Raw genomic sequence first — 20,110 nt, forward strand, 5'->3', positions numbered from 1 at the left:
GGGCTTTAGCGGGGCACGACGGGCCGTGGAAAGTCCTCGCGATCGATTTGCTGGAGAAGACGCCCGCGCAGTTCAGGCAGAAGGTCGTCACCGACCCATGCGGCCTCTCCGCGACGATCCGCGACCAGATGCGGCTCTGCGCCGGAATTGTCGAAAATCCACGCAGCGTCTGCCTGATGGAAGAACCAGGGGAGTTGATCGAACGACCGCTGCCGTCTTGCCCGTACGCGATCTTCCGGCACCGGATGGCCGCCCTTGGCAACGCGATAGGCAATGCGCTCCAGTTGCCGCTCGGCGCTATCGACATAGACGTAGATCAGGCGGACCTCGAAGCCATAGCCCTTCGCCTTGCGGACCAGCCGCTTGTATTTGTCGGTCGAGAGTACCGTCTCGACTCCGATGGTCTGGTGCGCCTTGATGGAGGCATCCAGCCATTGTTCGATCCGTTGGACGGCAGCGAGATTGGCGTCGATCAGGTCGAGCCGTTCGGCGGCGCGGATACGGACGGTCAGCAGGTCCGGATTGATAATCCAGACCGAACCGCCGAATTCATCGACATCGCTGCGATCATAAGCCGAACTCTTGCCGCATCCGTTCGGCCCGGCCACGATCCACAAGCGCGGACGTGGCGTGGCCCGAACGGAGATGTTCACTCGGCGGCCTGCTCGATACGCCTGTTATCTTCACGCACGCGGCGGACGTTGGCACGGAATGCCGATTCGAAATCCGACCCGAAGGTCGGGCTGTCGGCATCGACGACCCGGACCCTGACATGGCGCTCACCATCGAACGCATTGCGATAGCGGGGCTTTGCCCGTTTGCCGCCCGTGACCGGCCGATCGACGAAAACTGTCATCACGTCCTCCGGCCAGACATATAGGATTTTACCGCTTACCCGTCCAGCGATCCATCCACCCGAGCACCTCGCCATACCATTGGCGCGAGTTCTTGGGCTTCAGCACCCAATGGTTTTCGTTGGGGTTGACCAGCAGGCGCGACGGGATGCCGCGGCGTTGCAGCGCGGTGAACGCGGCGATCCCTTGCGTGTAGGGAATGCGGAAATCCTTTTCGCCGGTGATGACCAGCATCGGCGTCTTCCAGTTCTGGACGTAATTGACCGGGTTCCACTTCTCGAACGCGGCGGGATCTTCGTAATAGGTCTTGCCGCCGTGTTCCCATTCGTCGAACCACAGCTCCTCGGTCTCATAGGCCATGGCGCGGGCGTCGAAGACGCCGTCGTGCTGGACGATGCACTTGAACCGGTCCGGCCACTGCCCCTCGATCCAGTTCATCATATAGCCGCCGTACGAGGCGCCGAGTGCGCAGGCGTTGCCGGCGTCGAGCCAGCCGAATTTGTCGGTCGCGGCCTTGAGCCCCGCCTTCAGGTCGTCGAGCGGCCAGCCGCCCCAATTGTTGCTGATCGCGTCGGTAAAGGCCTGGCCGTAGCCGGTGGAGCCGTGGAAATCGACCGCGACGAGGCCATAGCCCGCGCCTGCAAATACGGCCGGGTTCCAGCGATAGGACCAGCTGTTGTCGCTCGACCCCTGCGGGCCGCCGTGGACCATGAAGGCGATCGGCACCTTGCCCGTGCTGCCATAGGGTTTCACCGCATAGCCCCAGACGGTGTCGTTGTTGGCGCCGGTGAAGTTGAACCGCGTGACGGTCGGCATGTCGATGCCGGCGAGCTTGGTCGCGTTGACCGCGGTCAGGCGCACGGGCTTGCCCTTGCCGGTCGCGGCCACCGCGTAATAATCGTCGGGCGCGGTGAGGCTGTTGATCGCGACCACCGCGCCCTTCGGCGTCGGCGCCACGGCGGAGACGTGCCCGGCCTGCGTCAGGCGGGTGACCTTGCCGGTCGCCGGATCGACGCCGAACAGCGGGTTTTCCTGGGTATCCTGCGCGGTGACGTAGATGCGCTTCGAATCGGGCGACCAAGCGATCGAGCCGACCGACCGATCCCAGCCTTCGGTCAATGCCCGCACCTGCCCGGTGGCGAGATCGCGCAGCATCAGCACCTGCCGGTCGGCCTCGAAGCCCGGCCGCTTCATCGCGAACCAGGCGAGGCTGCGGCCATCGGGCGACACAGTCGGCAGATTGTCCGTCGCCTTGTTGGCAGGCGTCAGGTTGACCGGCGCGGCCGATCCGTCGGCGGGCGCGGACCAGATGTCGAGGTTGGTCGACAGCGGCTCGGTGGTGCCGACGACGCGCAACGCGAAATAGACGGTCTTGCCATCGGCGCTCCACGACACCTCTTCCCCGCCGCCGAACGGGCGCGAAGGCGCGTCGCCGTCCAGGCCGTGTTCGATCGCGACGCCGTCGCCCGGCGCACCCGCCGCGGTCAGCGGCAGCACGAACAGCTGCGAATGGGTGCCGTCGACCCAGCGATCCCAGTGGCGCACGAACAACTTGTCGTAGACTCGGCCCTCGCCGGCGTTCGGGTCCTTCTTGTCCAACGCGGGCGCCAGGGTCGGAGCATTGGGCTTGCGGTCGGCCCAGACGAGGATCCGATCGGCGGTCGGCGCGACCTTGAAGCCGCCGAAACCGCCCTGGAAACCGGTCAGCTTGCGCGCCGCGCCGCCTGCCACGGGCATTGACCAGATCGCATCGTCGCCACCCTTGTCGGAGGTGAAGTAGACGGTGGAGCCGACAATCTGCGGATCGTTCTCGTTGACGTCGGGTTCGGCGAGCAGCGGCTCGGGCTTCGCGCCCTTGCGCGTCAGATCGAGCCGCCACAGGTCGTAGCGCCCCCGATTCGCGGCCAGATCGGTTTCGCGCTGCGCCCAGACGAGCCAGCGGCCGTCCGCCGAGACGGTCGGCGCACCGATCCGGCTGAGCGTGGTCACATCGTCGATGGTGAGCTGGCGGGCAGCGGCGGGAGCGGCAACGGCCGCAGCGGTGGCGAGCAGGCTCGCGGCAAAGATGGTCTTCATGGCCGAAGCGTAAGCGGATCGCGGTGCCGGAGCAACGGCCGGCGTCACGCCGTGGCCGCCGTCGCTCCGGTCACGTCCCGCCGGCGCTTCAGCGCATCTGCGCGGTGATCTTGGCGATTTCCTTGGCGACCATCGTCTCGACCATCTCGGGCAGATGCGCGTCGAGCCATTCGCGCAGCATCGGGCGCAGCATCTCGCGCACCAACCCCTCCAGCGTACCGTCGCTGTCGGGTTCGGGTTTGACCAGCAGCTTGCTCAGCGTTTCGAGCGAACCGAGACTCGCGGCGGCGGCGCGATGCGACAGGATGGGTTCTTCGGCCATGGCGGGTTGAACGGGCGCGGCGCGCGCGGGTTGCGGCGCGGCCTGAGCCGGTTGAGGTTGGGGAGCCGGGGCGGCCTGCGGCAACGGCGCCGGCTGCGGCGCGGGCTTGGCCTGCTGCACGGGCGGGGCCGGCTCGGGGTCGGGCGCGGGCAAAGGTGCGGGCATGGGATCGCTCAGCTCCAGCACCTCCTCGGGCTCCGGCTCGATCGGCGGCGGCGGCGTGCGACCGCGGCGCCCGCGTGCCTGCGTGCCGTCGCCTTCCTCCGCGATGATCCGTTTGATCGACGAGAGGATCTCCTCCATCGACGGTTCGACGCTCATATCCCCCATTGTGATGACGTCCCTGCCCTTTTCGTCGCCGTGCCTGTTCGCCGCCATCACTGACGGTTCGGCGAAGACGCACCTGTGGTTAAGGCGGGGCTTCTGTCAACCGGCGTATCGAGCATCGGGTCGAGCGGCTTGCTGACCGCGGCCGTCTGGGCCGGCGTTTGCGCCGTGCTGACCGCAACCGGCACGGGTTCGCCATCGCCACCGAAGTCGTTGATGCGATTGCGCACGCGCCGGTAGTTGATCGTCGGATCGTACAGTGCGCCGCCGTCGAGCCCCAGGTCGCGCGCCTCGGCATTGCCCATCGCGGCGAGCAGCGCGAAGCCGGCGACATACGCATCGCGCCGCGCCGTCACCAGCGTCACCTGGCTGTTGAGCAGTTCCTGTTCGGCGTTGAGGATGTCGAGGATGGTGCGCGTGCCGACGCTGTTCTCGGCCCTCACGCCCTCCAGGCTCAGCTTGTTGGCGTTGACCGCGGTTTCCGACGACGCGATCACCTGCAAAGAGGATTGCCAGACCGCATAGGCGGAACGCGCCTGCGCGATCACCGCGCGCTCCGTGGCGGTCACCGTCTCCAGCGCCTGTCCGCGTTGCGCCTCCGCCTGGCGCACCTGCGCGGCGGGTCGCCCGCCCTGGAACAGCGGCAGCGTGAGTTGCAGGCCGGCGGAGGCGGCGGTGCCGGAATTGGGCGCGACGCTCTGATTGGGCAGCGAACCGAGGTAGTTGAAGTAGTTCGGCCCCGCGACCGCGGACACGCGCGGCAGACGGTTCGCACGCGCGACGTTGATGTCGTAGCGGGTCGCGTCCGCCTGGCGCCGCGCCGCGACCAGATTGGGATTGTTCTCCAGCGCCACGCTGACCGCCGTTGCGGGCGAGTTGGGCAGGTTGGGAAGGACGGGCGGCTGCTCCAGCGCGACCGGCGGCGCGCCGACGACCTGAATATAGTTTTCGCGGCTGGAGATCAGCTGCGCTTCCGCCTGCTGCAATTGCGCACGCGCCAATGCCAGCCGAGCCTCGGATTGGGCCACGTCGGTACGGGTCAGATCGCCGACCTGAAAGCGATCGCGGCTGGCGCGCAGGTTCACCTCCAGCACGCGCACGTTCTGCTGGTTCAGCGAGGTGATCGCCTCGTCGCGAATCACGTTCATGTAAGCGGCGACGACGTTGGTGAAGGTGTTCGCCTCCGTCCCGCGCAGGGTGGCGCGACCGGCATCGACGCGGGTTTCCGCAGCCCGCACCGCATTCTTCACCGCGCCGCCCTGGAACAGCGGCACCGACAGGTTCACCGCACCTTGGGCGACGCGTTCGGGATTGAGGAAGTTGTTATTGGCTTGCAGGAAGTTGTCGGTCACCGCGCCGGTCGCGTTGACCCCCGGCAGGCCGCTGGCCCGCGCGATCGGCACATTCTCGTCGATCGCGCGCTGGGCGGCGCGCTGCCCCGTCAGCGTGGGGTTGGACGCATAGGCCTTGGCCAGCGCCTCGCGCAGCGTCTCCGCCCCGGCCGGCATCGCCAGCCCGATCAGCGCCGCGCCCCCCAGCAACAATCCCCGCCCCCGCGACAATCCCCGCATCGTCCCCCCGCTCAGCATCGTCTAGAATCGAAAGCCCTGCGGCACCGCAAAGCCGGGCAGCACGACGCAGTCGCTGTCCATGAACGGCGACAGGCCGAAGCCGCCGTCGCTCTTGCGGCCGCTGGCCAGCCGGATGACGCCCTTTTCGACCAGGCCGGTGACGACACGGCCGCCGGCCTTCACCTGTCCGACCAGCGCGTCGGGAACATGCTCGATCGCGCCATCGACGATCAGCACGTCGTACGGCCCGCCCTCGGCATGACCGCCGGCCAGCGGCGCCTCGACCAGTTCGACGTTGGCGACGCCCGCCAGTGCCTCGCGCGCAAGGGCGGCCAGCGCCGCATCCTCCTCGACCGCGACGACATGCGTCACGATCTGCGCCAGGATCGCGGCGGCATAGCCGCCCGCAGCGCCGATCAGCAGCACACGGTCGCCCCGTTCCAGATAGGCCTCGGTCAATAGACGGCCGGTCACCATCGGCAGGTTGATCGCGCGACCGCCGGCGACCGGCAGCGCGGTATCGCGATAGGCGATGTCGCGCGATTCCGCGGGGACGAACGCCTCGCGTGGCAGCGTATTCATCGCCACCAGCACGCGCTGGTCGCTCACAGCGTTGGTGCGCAGCTGGCTCGCCACCATGGCGTGCCGCATCGCCGCCGATGCGCCGCCGTGCAGACCGTTGTTATCCAAGGTGATGTTCATGATAACCCCTCTCGCACAACCGTATTAGCTGCGCAATACACTTCGTGACAGTCCGGCTTGTATCGCGCGCGTGCGTCCGCGCCAAGCGACAGGTGGCCAGGCTTGCGCCGAACCCCTATGGCCGGCCGATGATCCCCAGCCTCTATCACAGGTTCATCGACTGGATCGGCGACGGCACCGGCCTGCCCGACACCATCCTGCACATCCACGCCGGGCTCGCCGTGCTGATGATCGCGCGGCTGCTGACCGGGCGTTCGCTCGGCAGCTTCGTGCCGCTGTCGGTGGTCGTCGTCGCCGAAGCCTTCAACGAGATCATGGACCGGCTGAACTTCGGGTCGTGGCGCTGGGAGGATACCACGTCCGACATCCTCAACACGCTGTTCTGGCCGACGGTGATCTGCCTGGGCATTCGCCTGCGCCCGATGCTGCTGTCCCGCGACGCGGCGCGGGTGAAGGACGATACCGGCAGCAAGGAATAAGTGGAGGCCCGAGCCGGAATCGAACCGGCGTGCAAGGATTTGCAGTCCTCTGCGTAACCACTCCGCCATCGGGCCTCGAAGCGGGAGGGCGGCAGATGATCGGTTTTGGCGAACCCGTCAACCGCATTATCGCCTCGCCCGCACCGCAGCGGCTACAATAGCCGTTCCAGCATCGCGACCAGCGGCACGTCGGCAGGCGGCATCGGCAGGCGGTGCATGGCGGCCGGGCGGCACCAGGCGAGCGCGCTGGCCTCCAGCGCCTGCGGTTCGCCCTGCCATGTCCGCACCGCGTAGAGCAGCAGCAAGAGGTGGCGGGTGCCGAGCGCCGCGCTGGCGAAGGTCAACGGCTCCATCGCCGCGGGATCGACGGTGATCCCCAGCTCCTCCGTCAGCTCGCGCGCCAGTGCCGCCTCGGGCGCTTCGCCCGGCTCGATCTTGCCGCCGGGAAATTCCCACAGGTTCGCCATCTGCTTGCCCGGCGGCCGGCGCTGGAGCAGCACGCGGCCTTTCTCGTCGATCAGCGCGGCGGCGACCACCGGCAGCAATCCCCCTGCCCGATCAGCGTCAGCCATTCGTTAAGCCTTTCTTGTTACGCCCCAAACCCATGACGCTGCGCTCGACCCTTCGTCGCCTGATCGGCCGACTGACGCCCGCGATCCGCGATTCGCGCGGCGCCACCGCCGTCGAATATGGCCTGATCGTCGCGCTGATCGTGATCGCCATGGTCGCGGCACTGAAGCAAGTCGCCAACGTCAATACCGACATGTGGCGCAACGTCAGCGACAAGGTCACGCGGGCGGGCTGACCGGGTCCCCGGAATTCCGCCGCGACCTTAAATCTTTAGCAACCTTGCCCCGCTAATTCTCCCCATGCTGCTCCGGTTTTCCGGTTCAGCCGGGTGACTGAAGTATCGAACATGGAGACCGGAATGCAGAATATCCGCAAGTTCATCAAGAACAGCAAGGGCGCGACCGCCATCGAGTACGGCCTGATCGCCGCGCTGATCGCCGTTGCCGCTATCGCTGCCATGCAGGGTCTGGGCAACAAGCTCAAGACCACCTTCACCAACGTTTCGTCGAACATGTCGGCCACGTAAGACCGTCCTACGTTCGAAATTGCCGAAGGGCGGCGGGACCACGGTTCCGCCGCCCTTTTCGCATGACCTACAGCCGGCCCATGGCGAGGAACTTGTCGCGCCGTTCGCGCCGCAGCGTCGCCGCATCGCGCCCGTCGAGCGAATCGAGGGCCGCCGCGATGGCATCGCCGAGCGCCAGGATCGCACCCGCCGCATCGCGATGGGCGCCGCCGACCGGCTCCGCGACGATCGTGTCGATCACGCCGAAGGTCTTGAGGTCCTGCGCGGTGACGCGCATCGCCTCGGCCGCATCCGCCGCCTTGTCGGCCGTCCGCCACAGGATCGAGGCGCAGCCTTCCGGGCTGATGACCGAATAGATGGCGTGTTCGAACATCAGCACGCGATTGCCGGCCGCCAGCGCCACCGCGCCGCCCGACCCGCCTTCGCCGACGATCGCCGCGACGACGGGCACGCCGGCCGCCAGGCAGGCTTCGGTCGAGCGGGCGATCGCCTCGGCCTGGCCGCGCTCCTCCGCCTCGATGCCGGGAAAGGCGCCCATCGTGTCGACCAGCGTCACGACCGGCAGGCCGAAGCGGTCGGCCAGTTCGACCAGGCGGATCGCCTTGCGATAGCCCTCGGGCTTGCCCATGCCGAAATTGTGGCGCAGCCGCGTCGCGGTGTCCGCCCCCTTTTCGTGGCCCAGCACCATCACGCGCCGACCGCGGAAGGTCGCGAAGCCGCCCATGATCGCCTGATCGTCGGCATAGGCGCGATCGCCCGCCAGCGGCACGAATTCCTCGAACAGGCCGGCGACGTAATCCTTGAAGTGCGGGCGTTCGGGATGCCGCGCCACCTGCGTCTTCTGCCACGGGGTCAGCTTGGCGAAGGTGTCGCGCAGCAGCTTGTCCGACTTGGCCTGCAGCCGCGCGAGGTCGGCCGCGATGTCGATCGTGCCGTCGGATGCGGTCGCGCGCAGTTCGTCGATGCGCCCCTGCAACTCGGCAATCGGTTTTTCAAATTCGAGAAAGCTCGCCATTCGCCCGCGGTTACGGGCGACAGGGCGTTGCGTCAACGCAAGCGCGCATCGGCAAGGGGGTGGCGGGTGTTGACCAGCTCGACCAGCCGCGCCGCATCGACATGCGTATAGATCTCCGTGGTCGCGATATCGGCGTGGCCGAGCATGGATTGCAGCGCGCGCAGGTCGGCGCCGCCGGCCAGCAGATGCGTGGCGAAGGCATGGCGCAGGACGTGGGGACTGACCCGATCGGGCGGGATACCCGCGTCCGCCGCCAGCGCCTTCACCAGCTGGTAGAGCCGGATGCGGGTGAGATGGCCCTTGCCCGACGGGAACAGCCAGGCGCGATCCGCCGCCACATGCGCCCGCCACGCCGCAACCGCGGCACGGGCGCGATCGGAGATCGGCACCAGCCGCTCGCGCCCGCCCTTGCCCTTCAGGATCAGGAACGGGCGGTCGGGATGCACCGCGTTGCGCGGCAGGCCGACCAGTTCGCTCGCGCGCAGCCCCGATCCGTAGAGCAGTTCGACCAGCGCGGCGAGGCGCAGGTCGCCGGGCAGCGGCCGCTCCGTCGCGCAGCGTGTCCCGATGACGGCGAACAGCCGGTCGACATCGGCATGGCTCAGCACCTTGGGCAGCGCCCGCCCAGCGCCCGGACGCGGCAGGGCGCGGGAGGGGTCATCCGCGCGATGCCCCTCGTCGGCGAGAAAGGCGTAGAAGCGCCGCAGCGCCGCCGCCTTCCGTGCCACCGTGCTGCTGGCGAGGCTGCGCCACGATTCGGCCAGCGCCTGCAACTGCGGCTCACCCGCGGCGACGATGCCGCCCTCCACGGCGGCGGAGGCCAGCGTCAGGTCGCTGCGGTAGGCGGTGAGGGTGTTCGCCGCTGCGCCCGCTTCGGCGCTCAGCATCTCGAGGAACCGCTCGATCAGCGCGGTGTCGCCGGTCACGCGCGGGCGATCGCCTCTGCCGCGATCATCCGCGCCTCGCCTTCCAGACCTACCGAGCGCAACGCGCCGACGATGCGGTAGAGCATGGCCGGCGGCACGCCGCGCCACGCGGGCGTCTGCATGCCGATGGCGGCGAGCACCACCACCGTGCCCTGCTGGCCATCGGCGGCGGCACGGTCGATCGCGCGGGTCCAGCTGTTCTCGGCGCCGATGCGCACGTCGAGCGCCTCGGCGGCACGTTCGATATCGTCGGGGGCGAGACGGCCCAAGCCGGCAAGGCCGGCGAACAGCAGCCGCTGCTTCAGCGCGGCATCGCCGCTGCCCGAGTAGGACGACAATTGCCGATAGCTGAGGCGGCCGCCGGCATCGGGATCGGCGAGCGCGATCATCGCCCAGGTGTCGCTGCCCTCCTCCACCGCGTTGCGCCACAAAGCGGCGCTGCGATCGAGGCCGGCGGTCAGCATCGAGGCGACGAGCAGGCGCGTATCGCCGACGCCGAGCCGCACCGGCACGCGCGCCGCCGCCCGCGCGGTCAGCACCAGCCGCGCATACGCCGGCTCCGTACCCGGCTTCGCATCGGCGATGCCCCACAGCTGCTTGATCGCGGACAGCCGCGTGCCGAGGTCGTTGCCGACATAGGCGGCGCGCAGATCGTTGGCGGTCGCGCTCGCCGCGCCGGGCATGTCGTTGGCGGCGTCCACCGCGCCGTAGAGATCGACCAGCGCCGCGGACGACAGCACGCCCTGCCCCGCCGCGGCTTCCGCCGACGCGAGCCGGTCGGCGAGCGGGATGCCGGGCGACAGGGCGTACCAATAGCGCGCCTGCGCGCCGGTCGATGCGAACAGGGGATCGGGAATGGTGACGCCCGTCGCGGTGGCGAGGCCGAACCGCCAGGCGGTCAGCGCATCGACGCCCGCCCATTCGATCGTCACCGCCTGCCCGCCGCCGGGACCGGCGCCGACCACCTTCTGCGCCAGTTGCAGGTCGATGCCGGTGGCGATGTTGCGGCGGCGCGCGGCGGTGATGAGCGCCTTGGCCCGCGCCGGCTCGGCGGCGAGGCCTGCGCACATCGCCTGCGCCAGCGTCCAGCCGCGCTCGCGCGTCGCGGCAAAGCCGGCGTCGGCGATCGGGCATAGCTCCGCTGGATCGCCGGTGGCGAGCGCGGTGTTCATCGCGACCTGGTAGAGCTTCGGCGTGTAGTGCGCGTTGTCGACGCTCTGGACCACGGCGCGCGCCGCCACCGCCTCACCCATGCGCAGCAGCAGCCAGGCGCGCTCGGCGGCGAAATCGGCGCCGTTCACGTCCGTCGGCGTATCGAGCTGTGCCGCCAGCGTCCGGCGCAACAGGATGGACAGCCAGCGCGACGGCAGCGGCGCAGCGACGCGGCGCATCAGCGCCTCGACATAATGGCCGTCGGCGCCGCGGAACGCATCCGCCGGCAGACCGCCTTCGCGCGGGCCGGCAGGCCCGACCCGGTCGAGCGAACGGCGGGCGAAGGCGGGCAGTTCATATTCCGCCAGCGTTGTCGCGTCGATCGTCGGGGTCGCCGTCGGCGTCGCACTGGCGAGCGGTGTCGGCGTGGCGACGGGCAGCGGCTGAACGAAACCGATCGCGCCGGGCGTCGGCGTCGCCGCCGGCGTGATGGGACGCGCGGCGGTGCCGGTCGCGCCCGCACGCGGCGATGCCTGGGCGGTCGGCTGCGCCGCCGGCTGGCCGAACCCCGGCGGCAGGATCGATTCGGGGCGTTCCTGCGCATAGGCGGCGACCGCCGCGGCGGCGATGCCGATCGCGCCGGCGCCGCGCAACAAGGCGCGCGTGCGGCTCACCCCGCGCAAGGCACGCGCCCTAGCTGAGGTTGGCAAGCGTCACGGCCTTCTCGACATGGGTCTGCGGCCGCTCGGACGCCCGGCCGGCGAGCAGGAACAGGCCGCCGACCACCACCACGAGGAGGACGATGACGGAGAGGAGCAAGCGCGACATACCGTACCTTAGGACACGTAAACCGGAGAGGAGCTTTTGCCCCGTCGGGACCCGCTGTATAGCGCTCCCGCCCATGTTGCAAAGCGCTCATCCCCCGGACGCCGCGTCCCCCGCCCCCGGCTCGCCACGGCCGATCGTGCTGGTCGGGCTGATGGGCGTCGGCAAGTCCACCGTCGGTCGCCGCCTCGCCGCCCGGCTGCGCCTGCCCTTCGTCGATGCCGACCACGCGATCGAGGAGGCCGCCGGCATGACCATCGCCGAGATCTTCGAACGCTTCGGCGAGCCCTATTTCCGCGACGGCGAACGCCGCGTCATCGCCCGGCTGATGGACGGCACGCCCAAGGTGATCGCAACCGGGGGCGGCGCCTTCATCAACGCCGACACCCGCGCGCTGATCCTCGCCGAATCGACCGCCATCTGGCTCAACGCGCATCCCGAGGTGCTGGCCGAGCGCGTCGGCCGGCGCGACACACGGCCACTGCTGCGCGGCCGCAACCCCCGGCACGTGCTCGCCGAACTCGCCACCGTCCGCAACCCGATCTACGCCGAGGCGCATATCCATATCACCAGCAACAAGTCGCCGCACGAAACCACCGTCAACGCCATCCTGAAGGCGATCGGGCGGGCATGAGCACCACCGTCACCGTATCGCTCGGCGCGCGCAGCTATCCGATCCTGATCGAGGCGGGGCTGCTCGGCGGGGCGGCCGAGCATCTGGCGCCGCTCGCCCGCGGGCGGACGATGGCGATCGTCACCGACACGAACCTGTCGCCGCACCTCGCGACGCTGCAGGCCGCGCTGTCCGCGGCGGGCGTGCGCAGCGAGGCGATCGTGCTGCCGCCGGGCGAGGGCACGAAGAGCTGGAAGCACCTTGCCGAACTGTGCGACCGGTTGCTCGACCTCGGCATCGAGCGTGGTGACCATGTCGTGGCGCTGGGCGGCGGGGTGATCGGCGACCTCGTCGGCTTCGCCTGTGCGATCCTGAAGCGCGGCTGCGGCTTCGTACAGGTGCCGACGACGCTGCTCGCCCAGGTCGACAGTTCGGTCGGCGGCAAGACGGCGATCAACACCCGCGCCGGCAAGAACCTGATCGGCGCCTTTCACCAGCCGGCGCTGGTGCTGATCGACCCGTCGGTGCTCGACACGCTGCCGGCCCGCGAGGTGCGTGCGGGCTATGCCGAGGTGGTGAAATACGGGCTGATCGACGATCCCGCCTTCTTCGCCTGGTGCGAGGCGCATGGTGCGGCGCTGCTGGCGGGCGATGCGGATGCGCGCCTGTACGCCATCGGCCATGCCGTCGCCGCCAAGGCGCGGATCGTCGCGGCGGACGAGCATGAGACCAACGGCACGCGCGCGCTGCTCAACCTCGGCCATACCTTCGGCCATGCGCTGGAGGCGGAAGCGGGTTTCTCGCAGGCGCTGATCCATGGCGAGGGCGTCGCCGCCGGGTGTGCGCTCGCCTTCGGCTTTTCCGCGACGCAGGGCTTGTGCGATCCGGACGATGCGGCACGGGTCGCGGCGCATTGGCGCAGCGTCGGCCTGCCCGACGGCCTTGCCGCCGCAGGGATCGCGGCGAGTGGCGCGCGGCTGGTCGACCATATGCGGCACGACAAGAAGATGGCGGCCGGTACCCTGCCCTTCCTCCTCGCCCGCGGGGTCGGCCGGACCTATCTCGACAAGACGGTCGACCTTGCCGACGTCGAGGCGTTCCTCGACGCCCAGCCGCGCTGATGCCCAACGGCATCGCCAAGCGCGACCTCCCGACCAAGGTGTGCCCGGCGTGCGAGCGGCCGTTCGCGTGGCGCAAGAAATGGGCGCGGGATTGGGAGAATGTGGTTTATTGCTCGGATGCCTGCCGGAAGAAGCGGTAAGGTCGCCTCACTCGCCCGTTCGCGGGCTCCGAGCCTCGGAGCTCATCCGTTTGCCCTGAGCGTGTCGAAGGGCACCGTGCCACACGCATATGCTCCCCGTGGCAGCCTGCCCTTCGACAGGCTCAGGGCGAACGGGGACGGGGTGAGGCGGGCTTACCGCTCGATGCGCCGGGGGCGACGAAAGCCGGAACGCATCGCCGATACGGCCTACGCCCCCCGCAGCGACCAGGCCAGCCACAGCCAGCCTGCGATCAGCAGGATGCCGCCGATCGGCGTCACCGCGCCGAGCCAGCGGGGGGTGCCCAGCGCCATCAGGTAGAGCGTGCCGGCGAAGATCGCGCCGCCGATGACGAACAGCCATGCCGGGCCGCGCGCCTCGCAGCGCAGCGCCACCAGCGCCGCCACCGCGTGGATCAGCTGGTAATGGCCGCCGGTCTTGAGCCATTCCACCGCGTCGCCCTGCGCGCCATGGGCGCCAAACGCCCCGGCGCCGACCGCGATCGCGCCGGACAGTGCCGCAAGGATGGCGAGGATCATCGATCGTTCCCCCAGGGTTGCTGCTCCGCCACCAGGGCGCGGGCGGCGCGCAGGTCGCCGGCCTCGATCTGGATGCGCAGCCGTTCCTTGTCGCGCGCGCGGTAGTTCTCCTCCGCCCGGTCGATGTCGGCGCCGGCGATGCCGAGGTCGCGCATCGCGACGCGCGCCATCTTCACCGCCGATTCGAGCACCTCGCGCACCACGAACACGCTGGACGCCTGTTTCAGCTTGACCAGCGCGCGCCGGTCGAACGCGCGGACATAGATGGCGGCATCGGGGAAGGCCTCGTGCACGCCCTCCAGCGTGTCGGGCTGGATCTGGTCGCCGTCCATGCAGAACAGGATCAGCTCCGCCTCGGCGGCCCCGGCCTGGCGCAACAGGTCGAGCCGGGTGCCGTCGCCGTAATAGACCTTGGCGCCGAACTCGCCGGCGATGTCGATCATCTCGATATCCGTGTCGATCAGCGTGACGGGGATGTTCTGCGCGAGCAGCATCTGCCCGACCGTCTGCCCGAAGCGGCCATAGCCGACGATGATCGCATTGGCGCCGTCGGCCTTGGGACCGTCACGCGTCTGCCCGGCGGCGACGGGTTCCTCGCGGAAGCGGCGGGTGGCGCCCATCAGGAACGGCGTCGTCGCCATCGACACGGTGATGATCGCGCCGAACAGGCTCGCCGCCTCCGGCGCGATCAGATAGCCCGCCTGCGCCTGCGCGAACAGCACGAAGCCGAATTCGCCGCCCTGGCTGAGCAGCAGCCCCAGCGCCAGCGCGTTGCGCCACGTCATCCGGAAGGCGAGGCCGATCAGCGTGATGACCCCCGTCTTGGTGGCGATCAGCGCCAGCGCCATCAGCGCGACGAACAGCGGCCGTTCGGCGATCGCCTGCAGGTTGAGCAGCATGCCGACCGCGAGGAAGAACAGGCCGAGCAGGATCGAGCGGAACGGCTCGACGTCCGCCTCCAGTTCGTGACGGTACGGGCTGTCGGCCAGCATCACGCCGGCGATGAACGCGCCCAATGCGGTGGACAGGCCGAGTGCCTCCATCACGGCTGCACTGGCGATGACGGTGAAGAGCGCGGCGAAGACGAACATCTCGCGCTCGCCCAAGTTGCCGATCAGGCGGAACAGCGGCCGCAGCAGGAAGCGGCCGGCGAGCACCAGCCCGACCACCGCGGCCACGGTGTAGAGCGCGAGCAGCCAGCCCGGCGGGCCGTTGGCATCGGCGGGGTTGCGGCTCATCGCCGCGACGATCGTGATGAGCGGCACGATCGACAGATCCTGGAACAGCAGGATCGAAAAGGCACGCTCGCCGAACGGCGTGCGCAGCCGGCCGGAGGATTGCAGCATCGGCAGCACCTGCGCCGTCGACGACAGCGCCAGCGGCAGGCCGAGCGCGAAGGCGGCGGGCAGCGAGAAATGCGCGAACGCCCAGACGACGGCGGTGATCGCCAGCCCGCAGGCGACGACCTGGATCAGGCCGACGCCGAAGATCTCCTGCTTCATCCGCCACAGCCGCGTCGGATTGAGCTCCAGCCCGACGACGAACAGCAGCAGGGTGATGCCGAGCTCGGCGATGCCCATCTTCGATTCGGCATCGCCGACGAGGCCGAGCAGGTGCGGCCCGACCACGGCGCCGGCGACGAGGAAGCCCAGCGTCGCACCGAGCCCGAGCTTGCGGAACAGCAGCACGAAGGCAAGGCCGAAGCCGAGCAGGATCATGCCGTCGCGCAGCATCGATACGCCTTCGGCCGCCTCATGCATGGCTATGGGCCTCCTGCGCGGCGAGCGCTGCCTCGGCGAGGGCCTGGAAGGCGAGCTGCACCGATCCCTGCCGGGTGAGGTTCAGCCGGTCGGGCCGCAGGTGGTCGATCTCGGGCCAGGCGGGCGCATCGCCCTGCCCGGCGATCCAGGCGGCGAGCTGGTCGCGCATCGCGACCACGTCGGCGACGCTGCGGCCGAGCGCGTGGCGGGCCATCAGCGTCGATGCCGCCTGCCCGAAGGCGCAGGCGCTGACCCTTGTGCCGATCGCCGCGATGCGGCCCGCGTCATCCAGATCGACGTCGACGATCACCTTGCTGCCGCACAGCGGCGAGCGGCGTTCGGCGGTGCCGCGTGCCCCTTCGAGGCGGGCGGGCCAGGGGTTTTGCGTCGCCAGCCGGATGATCTCCGGCGGGGGGGCGAAGACGGTCATCGCGCGTCACTCATATTGTCGGCGGTCTCCAGGCTCTGGCGCGATCCGAAGACGGGCAGGCCGCGGCGGCGGCGATCGACGAAATCGGCGATGCCGGCGCTGGTGGCGTTGAGCAGCGGATAGGTGCGCGATGTGGTCATCCATTCGGGCCGGTGCGCCGCGCCGCCGCGCGCGGTATCGACCAGCAGCGCCGCGACGAGGAAGCCGAGGCTGGCGATGATGAGCCCCTTCAACGCGCCGAAGCCGAATCCGAGGGCGCGGTCGACCGGCCCCAGGATCGACTGGCGCGTCCGCTTGCCGATCGCGCTGGCGACGAGCTTGCCGCCCGCATAGGTCGCGCCGGCGATCACCACGAAGGCCGCCACCGCTGCGCCCGAGGGCGTGCCGACGACGCTCGACAGCTTGGCGGCGAGCGCGACGTGGAACAGCTTCAGCATCGCGACGATCGCCACCCAGGCGAACAGCGACAGCACTTCGGTGACGAAGCCCCGCTTCAATCCGAGCAGGGCCGCGCCCAGCACGGCGACGAGGACGATGATATCGAGTGCGGTCAGCGCCATGGGGTGCGGAATAAGGCGGCGAAGGGGATTGGGCTAGCCCCCGCCGCTCCGCTCGACCGGCCGTGCGGTCATCGACGGAAAGTCACAAAAGTCTCACCCCCGCGGGTGTCGCGACGGGGTGGCGGACATCACCCCCGCCCCAGCAGGTGGTCGACGAACTGGCCCAACGTGCGGAACCCGGTCAGCCGCAGCGGGCTGTCGTCCTTCGTCACCGCGGTCGGCACCAGCGCGCGTTCGAAGCCGAGCTTGCCCGCCTCCTTGAGGCGCAGCGCGCCGTGCGCGACGGGGCGCAGCTCTCCCGACAGCGCGACCTCGCCGAACGCCACCGCGTCGACCGGCACCGGCCGCTCCGACAGCGCGGAGACGAGCGCCGCCGCCACCGCCAGATCCGCCGCCGGATCCTGCACCCGGTAGCCGCCGGCGATGTTGAGATAGACTTCGGCGCTGGAGAAGCTCAACCCGCAGCGCGCCTCCAGCACCGCCAGGATCATCGCCAGCCGGCCGCTGTCCCAGCCCACCACCGCCCGCCGCGGCGTCGCGCCGCTGGCGAGGCGGACGACCAGTGCCTGGATTTCGACCAGCACCGGCCGCGTGCCCTCCAGCGCCGGGAACACGGTTGTGCCGGTGACGCCCTCGTCGCGCTGGGTGAGGAACAGCGCGGAAGGGTTGGACACCTCCGCCAGCCCTTCGCTCTGCATCGCGAAGACGCCGATCTCGTCGGTGCCGCCGAACCGGTTCTTGATGCTGCGCAGGATACGATACTGATGGCTGCGCTCGCCCTCGAACGCCAGCACGGTGTCGACCATATGTTCGAGCACGCGCGGGCCGGCGATCGAGCCATCCTTGGTGACATGGCCGACCAGCACCAGCGCGGTGCCGCGTTCCTTGGCGAAGCGGATCAGCTCCTGCGCCGAGGCACGCACCTGGCTGACGGTACCGGGCGCGCCCTCGATCAGGTCGGAATGCATGGTCTGGATCGAATCGATCACCAGCAGCGCCGGCGGCGGCCCCATCGACAAGGTGGTGAGGATGTCGCGGGTGGAGGTCGCCGCGGCAAGCTGCACCGGCGCATTGCCCAGCCCCAGGCGGCGGGCGCGCAGCCGCACCTGATCGGCCGCCTCTTCGCCCGAAACATAGGCGACGCCCCTGCCCGCCAGCGCCAGCTTTGCCGCCGCCTGGAGCAGCAGCGTCGATTTGCCGATGCCCGGATCGCCGCCGATCAGCGTCGCCGATCCTTCCACGAAACCGCCGCCCAACGCCCGGTCGAGCTCGGCGATCCCCGTCGCCATCCGTTCGGGCAGCGCGATATCGGCGTCGAGGCCGACCAGCTGCACCGACCGGCCGCCGCTTTGCAGATTGTGCTTCGCCTGGAACGGCGTGACGACGGCGCCTGCTTCCTCGACCAGCGTGTTCCATTCGGCGCAGTCGCCGCATTGCCCCGCCCAGCGGTGCGACACCGATCCGCAGGCCTGACACACGTAACGCTTCTGGGGCTTCGCCATGCGCCACGCCGTAGCACAATTGGAACGATTAGGGAACAAAAATCCACCCCGGTACGGGGAGGATGACCAGCGAAGCTGGTGGAGGGGACTTTCCGCGAGTGTGTCGCGTGGGGAAGCCCCCCTCCGTCGCCGCTGCGCGGCGCCACCTCCCCGTGGCGGGGAGGATCTTCTACGCCGGGATCTTGAGGCCGCGTTGCACCGCGGGTCGGGCAAGGCCGCGGTCGAGCCATGCTTTCACGTTGGCGAAGCGGTCGAAGCCGACGAGGTCGCCGGCGCCGTAGAAGCCGACGAGGCCGTTGACCCAGCCGAGCATGGATATGTCGGCGATCGAATAATCGTCGCCGAGGAACCACGTCTTGCCGGCCAGCGCGGTGTCCATCACGCCGAGCAGGCGCGTCGCCTCGGCGACGTAGCGGTCGCGCGGGCGCTTGTCCTCATAGTCCTTGCCGGCAAACTTGTGGAAGAAGCCGACCTGCCCGAACATCGGGCCGACCCCGCCCATCTGGAACATCAGCCACTGGATCGCCTGCCACCGCCCGGCGGGATCGACCGGCACGAATTGGCCGGTCTTGTCGGCGAGGTAGAGCAGGATCGCGCCGCTTTCGAACAGGCCGAAGGGCTGGCCGCCGGGCCCGTCGGGATCGACGATCGCCGGGATCTTGCCATTGGGGTTGAGCGACAGGAAGGCGGGCGACTTCTGGTCGTCTTTCGCGAAATCGATCTTGTGGACCTCGTACGGCAGGCCGGTCTCCTCCAGCATGATCGACACCTTGACGCCGTTGGGCGTCGGCAGCGAATAGAGCTGGAGCCGATCGGGATGCTGCGCGGGCCAGCGCTGGTGGATCGGAAAAGCGGAAAGGTCGGTCACGCTATCTGTCCTTCTTGCCATCGACCGCGCCGACATAGTCACGCCGCAATCCGGGCGCTATGGCCGCCCGCATCATGCAACCGTCGGACCTTCGTGTCGCGCTGTTCAGCGGCAATTACAATTACACGCGCGATGGCGCCAACCAGGCGCTGAACCTTCTCGTCCGCCACCTGCTCGATGCCGGCGTCGCCGTGCGCGTCTATTCGCCGACGATCGATCCGCCCGCCTTTGCGCCGACCGGCGACCTGGTGTCCGTTCCCGCCATCGCGATGCCGGGCGGCCGCGCGGAATACCGGCTGGGCCGCTACCTGCCGCGCGCGACGCGCGCCGACCTGGAGGCGTTCGCGCCCAACATCGTCCACGTCTCGGCGCCCGATTTCCTCAACCACGGCGCGGTCACCTGGGCGCGGCGCCATGGCGTGCCCTCCGTCGCCTCGTTCCACACGCGGTTCGAAACCTATTTCCGCTATTACCGGATCGGCTTCGTCGAACCGGCGATCAAGGCGATCATGACCCGTTTTTACAACCGGGTCGATCGGGTCATGCCACCCAGCCCCAGCATGGGCGCGGCCTTGCGCGAATGGGGGGTGACGACGCCGATCACCATCTGGTCGCGCGGCATCGACCATGATCGCTTCCGGCCCGAGCGGCGCGACCTCGACTGGCGGCGCAGCCTCGGCATCGGCGACGACGAGATCGCGGTCGGCTTCCTCGGGCGGCTGGTGAAGGAAAAGGGGCTCGACGTCTTCGCCAAGGTGGTGAAGGCGCTGACCCGCCGCGGCGTGCCGCACAAGGTGCTGGTGGTCGGCAAGGGGCCGGCGCAGGACTGGTTCGCGGCGCAGGCGCCGGGCGCGATCTTTGCCGGCTTCCAGTCGGGCGACGACCTCGGCCGCGCGGTCGCGTCGATGGACGTGTTCTTCAACCCCTCGATCACCGAAACCTTCGGCAACGTCACCACCGAGGCGATGGCGGCCGGCGTTCCCGTCGTCGCGGCGCGCGCGACCGGTGCGGTTGATCTGGTCGGGGATGGCGTCACCGGCTTCCTGGTCGATCCGGCCGACATCGCCGGCTATGCCGACGCGATCGCGCGGATCGTCGCCGACCCCATGCTGAAGCGGGCGATGGGCGAAGCGGGCCATGCGCGCGCGGGCGCGTATCGCTGGGATACCGCGAACCAGGCGGTGCTGGATACGTATCTGGAACTACACCGCTAAATTCCTCCCCTGCGAAAGCA

The 20,110-nt window shown here is 69.4% G+C and carries 24 protein-coding genes and 1 tRNA gene; 7 read left to right on the top strand and 18 right to left on the bottom strand.

The genetic code is table 11. The features are described 5' to 3' along the window. Window positions 1-5 precede the first annotated feature (5 nt). From AC4GY7_RS01805 to AC4GY7_RS01830, 6 genes are all read right to left on the bottom strand, one after another. Window positions 6-653: an ATPase gene (locus AC4GY7_RS01805; protein ID WP_491111695.1), complete on the bottom strand. Its 648-nt coding sequence runs from the start codon at window positions 651-653 to the stop codon at window positions 6-8. Next, entirely contained in the window at window positions 650-856 is a 207-nt protein-coding gene (locus tag AC4GY7_RS01810; RefSeq protein WP_491111696.1) for a hypothetical protein, read from the bottom strand. The genes AC4GY7_RS01805 and AC4GY7_RS01810 overlap by 4 nt, the downstream gene beginning before the upstream one ends. A 28-nt stretch (window positions 857-884) precedes the next feature. Then, on the bottom strand, window positions 885-2,930 hold the full coding sequence (locus AC4GY7_RS01815) for a S9 family peptidase (protein WP_491111697.1): 2,046 nt from the start codon (window positions 2,928-2,930) through the stop codon (window positions 885-887). 88 nt (window positions 2,931-3,018) lie between these two features. Beyond that, window positions 3,019-3,582, bottom strand: a complete 564-nt coding sequence (locus AC4GY7_RS01820) for a DUF2497 domain-containing protein (RefSeq protein ID WP_491111698.1) — start codon at window positions 3,580-3,582, stop codon at window positions 3,019-3,021. A 47-nt stretch (window positions 3,583-3,629) separates the two neighbouring features. Next, entirely contained in the window at window positions 3,630-5,150 is a 1,521-nt protein-coding gene (locus AC4GY7_RS01825; RefSeq protein WP_491111699.1) for a TolC family outer membrane protein, read from the bottom strand. Window positions 5,151-5,171: 21 nt separating this feature from the next. Continuing rightward, window positions 5,172-5,852: a protein-L-isoaspartate O-methyltransferase family protein gene (locus AC4GY7_RS01830; protein ID WP_491111700.1), complete on the bottom strand. Its 681-nt coding sequence runs from the start codon at window positions 5,850-5,852 to the stop codon at window positions 5,172-5,174. A gap of 128 nt (window positions 5,853-5,980) precedes the next feature. Here AC4GY7_RS01830 and AC4GY7_RS01835 point away from each other — a divergent pair, with 128 nt between their 5' ends. Further along, window positions 5,981-6,331 (top strand): hypothetical protein, encoded by a 351-nt coding sequence (locus tag AC4GY7_RS01835; RefSeq protein ID WP_491111701.1) that lies wholly within the window; start codon window positions 5,981-5,983, stop codon window positions 6,329-6,331. A 1-nt stretch (window position 6,332) separates the two neighbouring features. Here the strand turns inward: AC4GY7_RS01835 and AC4GY7_RS01840 are convergent. After that, window positions 6,333-6,406: transfer RNA gene (locus AC4GY7_RS01840), tRNA-Cys, on the bottom strand. A gap of 77 nt (window positions 6,407-6,483) precedes the next feature. Further along, on the bottom strand, window positions 6,484-6,903 hold the full coding sequence (locus AC4GY7_RS01845) for a (deoxy)nucleoside triphosphate pyrophosphohydrolase (RefSeq protein ID WP_491111702.1): 420 nt from the start codon (window positions 6,901-6,903) through the stop codon (window positions 6,484-6,486). Between the two features lie 32 nt (window positions 6,904-6,935). Between AC4GY7_RS01845 and AC4GY7_RS01850 the strand changes: the two genes are divergently transcribed. Beyond that, window positions 6,936-7,136: a Flp family type IVb pilin gene (locus tag AC4GY7_RS01850; protein ID WP_491111703.1), complete on the top strand. Its 201-nt coding sequence runs from the start codon at window positions 6,936-6,938 to the stop codon at window positions 7,134-7,136. Window positions 7,137-7,259: 123 nt separating this feature from the next. Further along, window positions 7,260-7,427, top strand: coding sequence for a Flp family type IVb pilin (locus tag AC4GY7_RS01855; RefSeq protein WP_491111704.1), 168 nt, complete (start codon window positions 7,260-7,262; stop codon window positions 7,425-7,427). 67 nt (window positions 7,428-7,494) lie between these two features. Here AC4GY7_RS01855 and AC4GY7_RS01860 read toward each other — a convergent pair whose 3' ends face one another. From AC4GY7_RS01860 to AC4GY7_RS01875, 4 genes are read right to left on the bottom strand one after another with little or no spacing between them, the layout of a single operon-like run. Then, window positions 7,495-8,442: an acetyl-CoA carboxylase carboxyltransferase subunit alpha gene (locus AC4GY7_RS01860; protein WP_491111705.1), complete on the bottom strand. Its 948-nt coding sequence runs from the start codon at window positions 8,440-8,442 to the stop codon at window positions 7,495-7,497. A 32-nt stretch (window positions 8,443-8,474) separates the two neighbouring features. Then, on the bottom strand, window positions 8,475-9,329 hold the full coding sequence (locus tag AC4GY7_RS01865) for a tyrosine-type recombinase/integrase (RefSeq protein WP_491112073.1): 855 nt from the start codon (window positions 9,327-9,329) through the stop codon (window positions 8,475-8,477). A 35-nt stretch (window positions 9,330-9,364) separates the two neighbouring features. After that, window positions 9,365-11,194, bottom strand: coding sequence for a hypothetical protein (locus tag AC4GY7_RS01870; RefSeq protein WP_491112074.1), 1,830 nt, complete (start codon window positions 11,192-11,194; stop codon window positions 9,365-9,367). 19 nt (window positions 11,195-11,213) lie between these two features. After that, the gene (locus AC4GY7_RS01875; protein WP_262826702.1) at window positions 11,214-11,348 is read right to left on the bottom strand and encodes a hypothetical protein; all 135 of its coding nucleotides are present in this window, start codon (window positions 11,346-11,348) and stop codon (window positions 11,214-11,216) included. 73 nt (window positions 11,349-11,421) lie between these two features. On the opposite strand from AC4GY7_RS01875, the gene AC4GY7_RS01880 reads away from it, so the two are divergent. From AC4GY7_RS01880 to AC4GY7_RS01890, 3 genes are read left to right on the top strand one after another with little or no spacing between them, the layout of a single operon-like run. Next, a complete protein-coding gene (locus tag AC4GY7_RS01880) occupies window positions 11,422-11,979 on the top strand; it encodes a shikimate kinase (protein ID WP_491111706.1) in 558 nt (185 codons plus the stop codon). Beyond that, window positions 11,976-13,079, top strand: coding sequence for a 3-dehydroquinate synthase (gene aroB, locus AC4GY7_RS01885; RefSeq protein WP_491111707.1), 1,104 nt, complete (start codon window positions 11,976-11,978; stop codon window positions 13,077-13,079). Before AC4GY7_RS01880 ends, aroB begins: the two co-directional genes overlap by 4 nt. Next, window positions 13,079-13,219, top strand: a complete 141-nt coding sequence (locus AC4GY7_RS01890; protein ID WP_491111708.1) for a DUF2256 domain-containing protein — start codon at window positions 13,079-13,081, stop codon at window positions 13,217-13,219. The genes aroB and AC4GY7_RS01890 overlap by 1 nt, the downstream gene beginning before the upstream one ends. A 207-nt stretch (window positions 13,220-13,426) precedes the next feature. Here the strand turns inward: AC4GY7_RS01890 and AC4GY7_RS01895 are convergent, their stop codons facing one another. The 6 genes from AC4GY7_RS01895 to AC4GY7_RS01920 form a co-directional block, all read right to left on the bottom strand. Next, window positions 13,427-13,756 (bottom strand): DUF423 domain-containing protein, encoded by a 330-nt coding sequence (locus tag AC4GY7_RS01895; RefSeq protein WP_491111709.1) that lies wholly within the window; start codon window positions 13,754-13,756, stop codon window positions 13,427-13,429. After that, window positions 13,753-15,516, bottom strand: coding sequence for a cation:proton antiporter domain-containing protein (locus AC4GY7_RS01900; protein ID WP_491111710.1), 1,764 nt, complete (start codon window positions 15,514-15,516; stop codon window positions 13,753-13,755). Before AC4GY7_RS01900 ends, AC4GY7_RS01895 begins: the two co-directional genes overlap by 4 nt. Next, entirely contained in the window at window positions 15,509-15,946 is a 438-nt protein-coding gene (locus AC4GY7_RS01905; RefSeq protein ID WP_491111711.1) for an iron-sulfur cluster assembly scaffold protein, read from the bottom strand. Before AC4GY7_RS01905 ends, AC4GY7_RS01900 begins: the two co-directional genes overlap by 8 nt. After that, window positions 15,943-16,506 (bottom strand): CvpA family protein, encoded by a 564-nt coding sequence (locus AC4GY7_RS01910; RefSeq protein WP_491111712.1) that lies wholly within the window; start codon window positions 16,504-16,506, stop codon window positions 15,943-15,945. Before AC4GY7_RS01910 ends, AC4GY7_RS01905 begins: the two co-directional genes overlap by 4 nt. A 128-nt stretch (window positions 16,507-16,634) precedes the next feature. Then, complete coding sequence (radA, locus tag AC4GY7_RS01915; RefSeq protein WP_491111713.1) at window positions 16,635-18,008, bottom strand: DNA repair protein RadA; 1,374 nt, start codon at window positions 18,006-18,008, stop codon at window positions 16,635-16,637. A gap of 169 nt (window positions 18,009-18,177) precedes the next feature. Then, window positions 18,178-18,876: a glutathione S-transferase family protein gene (locus tag AC4GY7_RS01920; RefSeq protein ID WP_491111714.1), complete on the bottom strand. Its 699-nt coding sequence runs from the start codon at window positions 18,874-18,876 to the stop codon at window positions 18,178-18,180. Window positions 18,877-18,950: 74 nt separating this feature from the next. Here AC4GY7_RS01920 and AC4GY7_RS01925 point away from each other — a divergent pair, with 74 nt between their 5' ends. Then, complete coding sequence (locus AC4GY7_RS01925; RefSeq protein WP_491112075.1) at window positions 18,951-20,090, top strand: glycosyltransferase family 4 protein; 1,140 nt, start codon at window positions 18,951-18,953, stop codon at window positions 20,088-20,090. Window positions 20,091-20,110 lie beyond the last annotated feature (20 nt).

This window comes from Sphingomonas sp. SP5, from assembly GCF_058313455.1.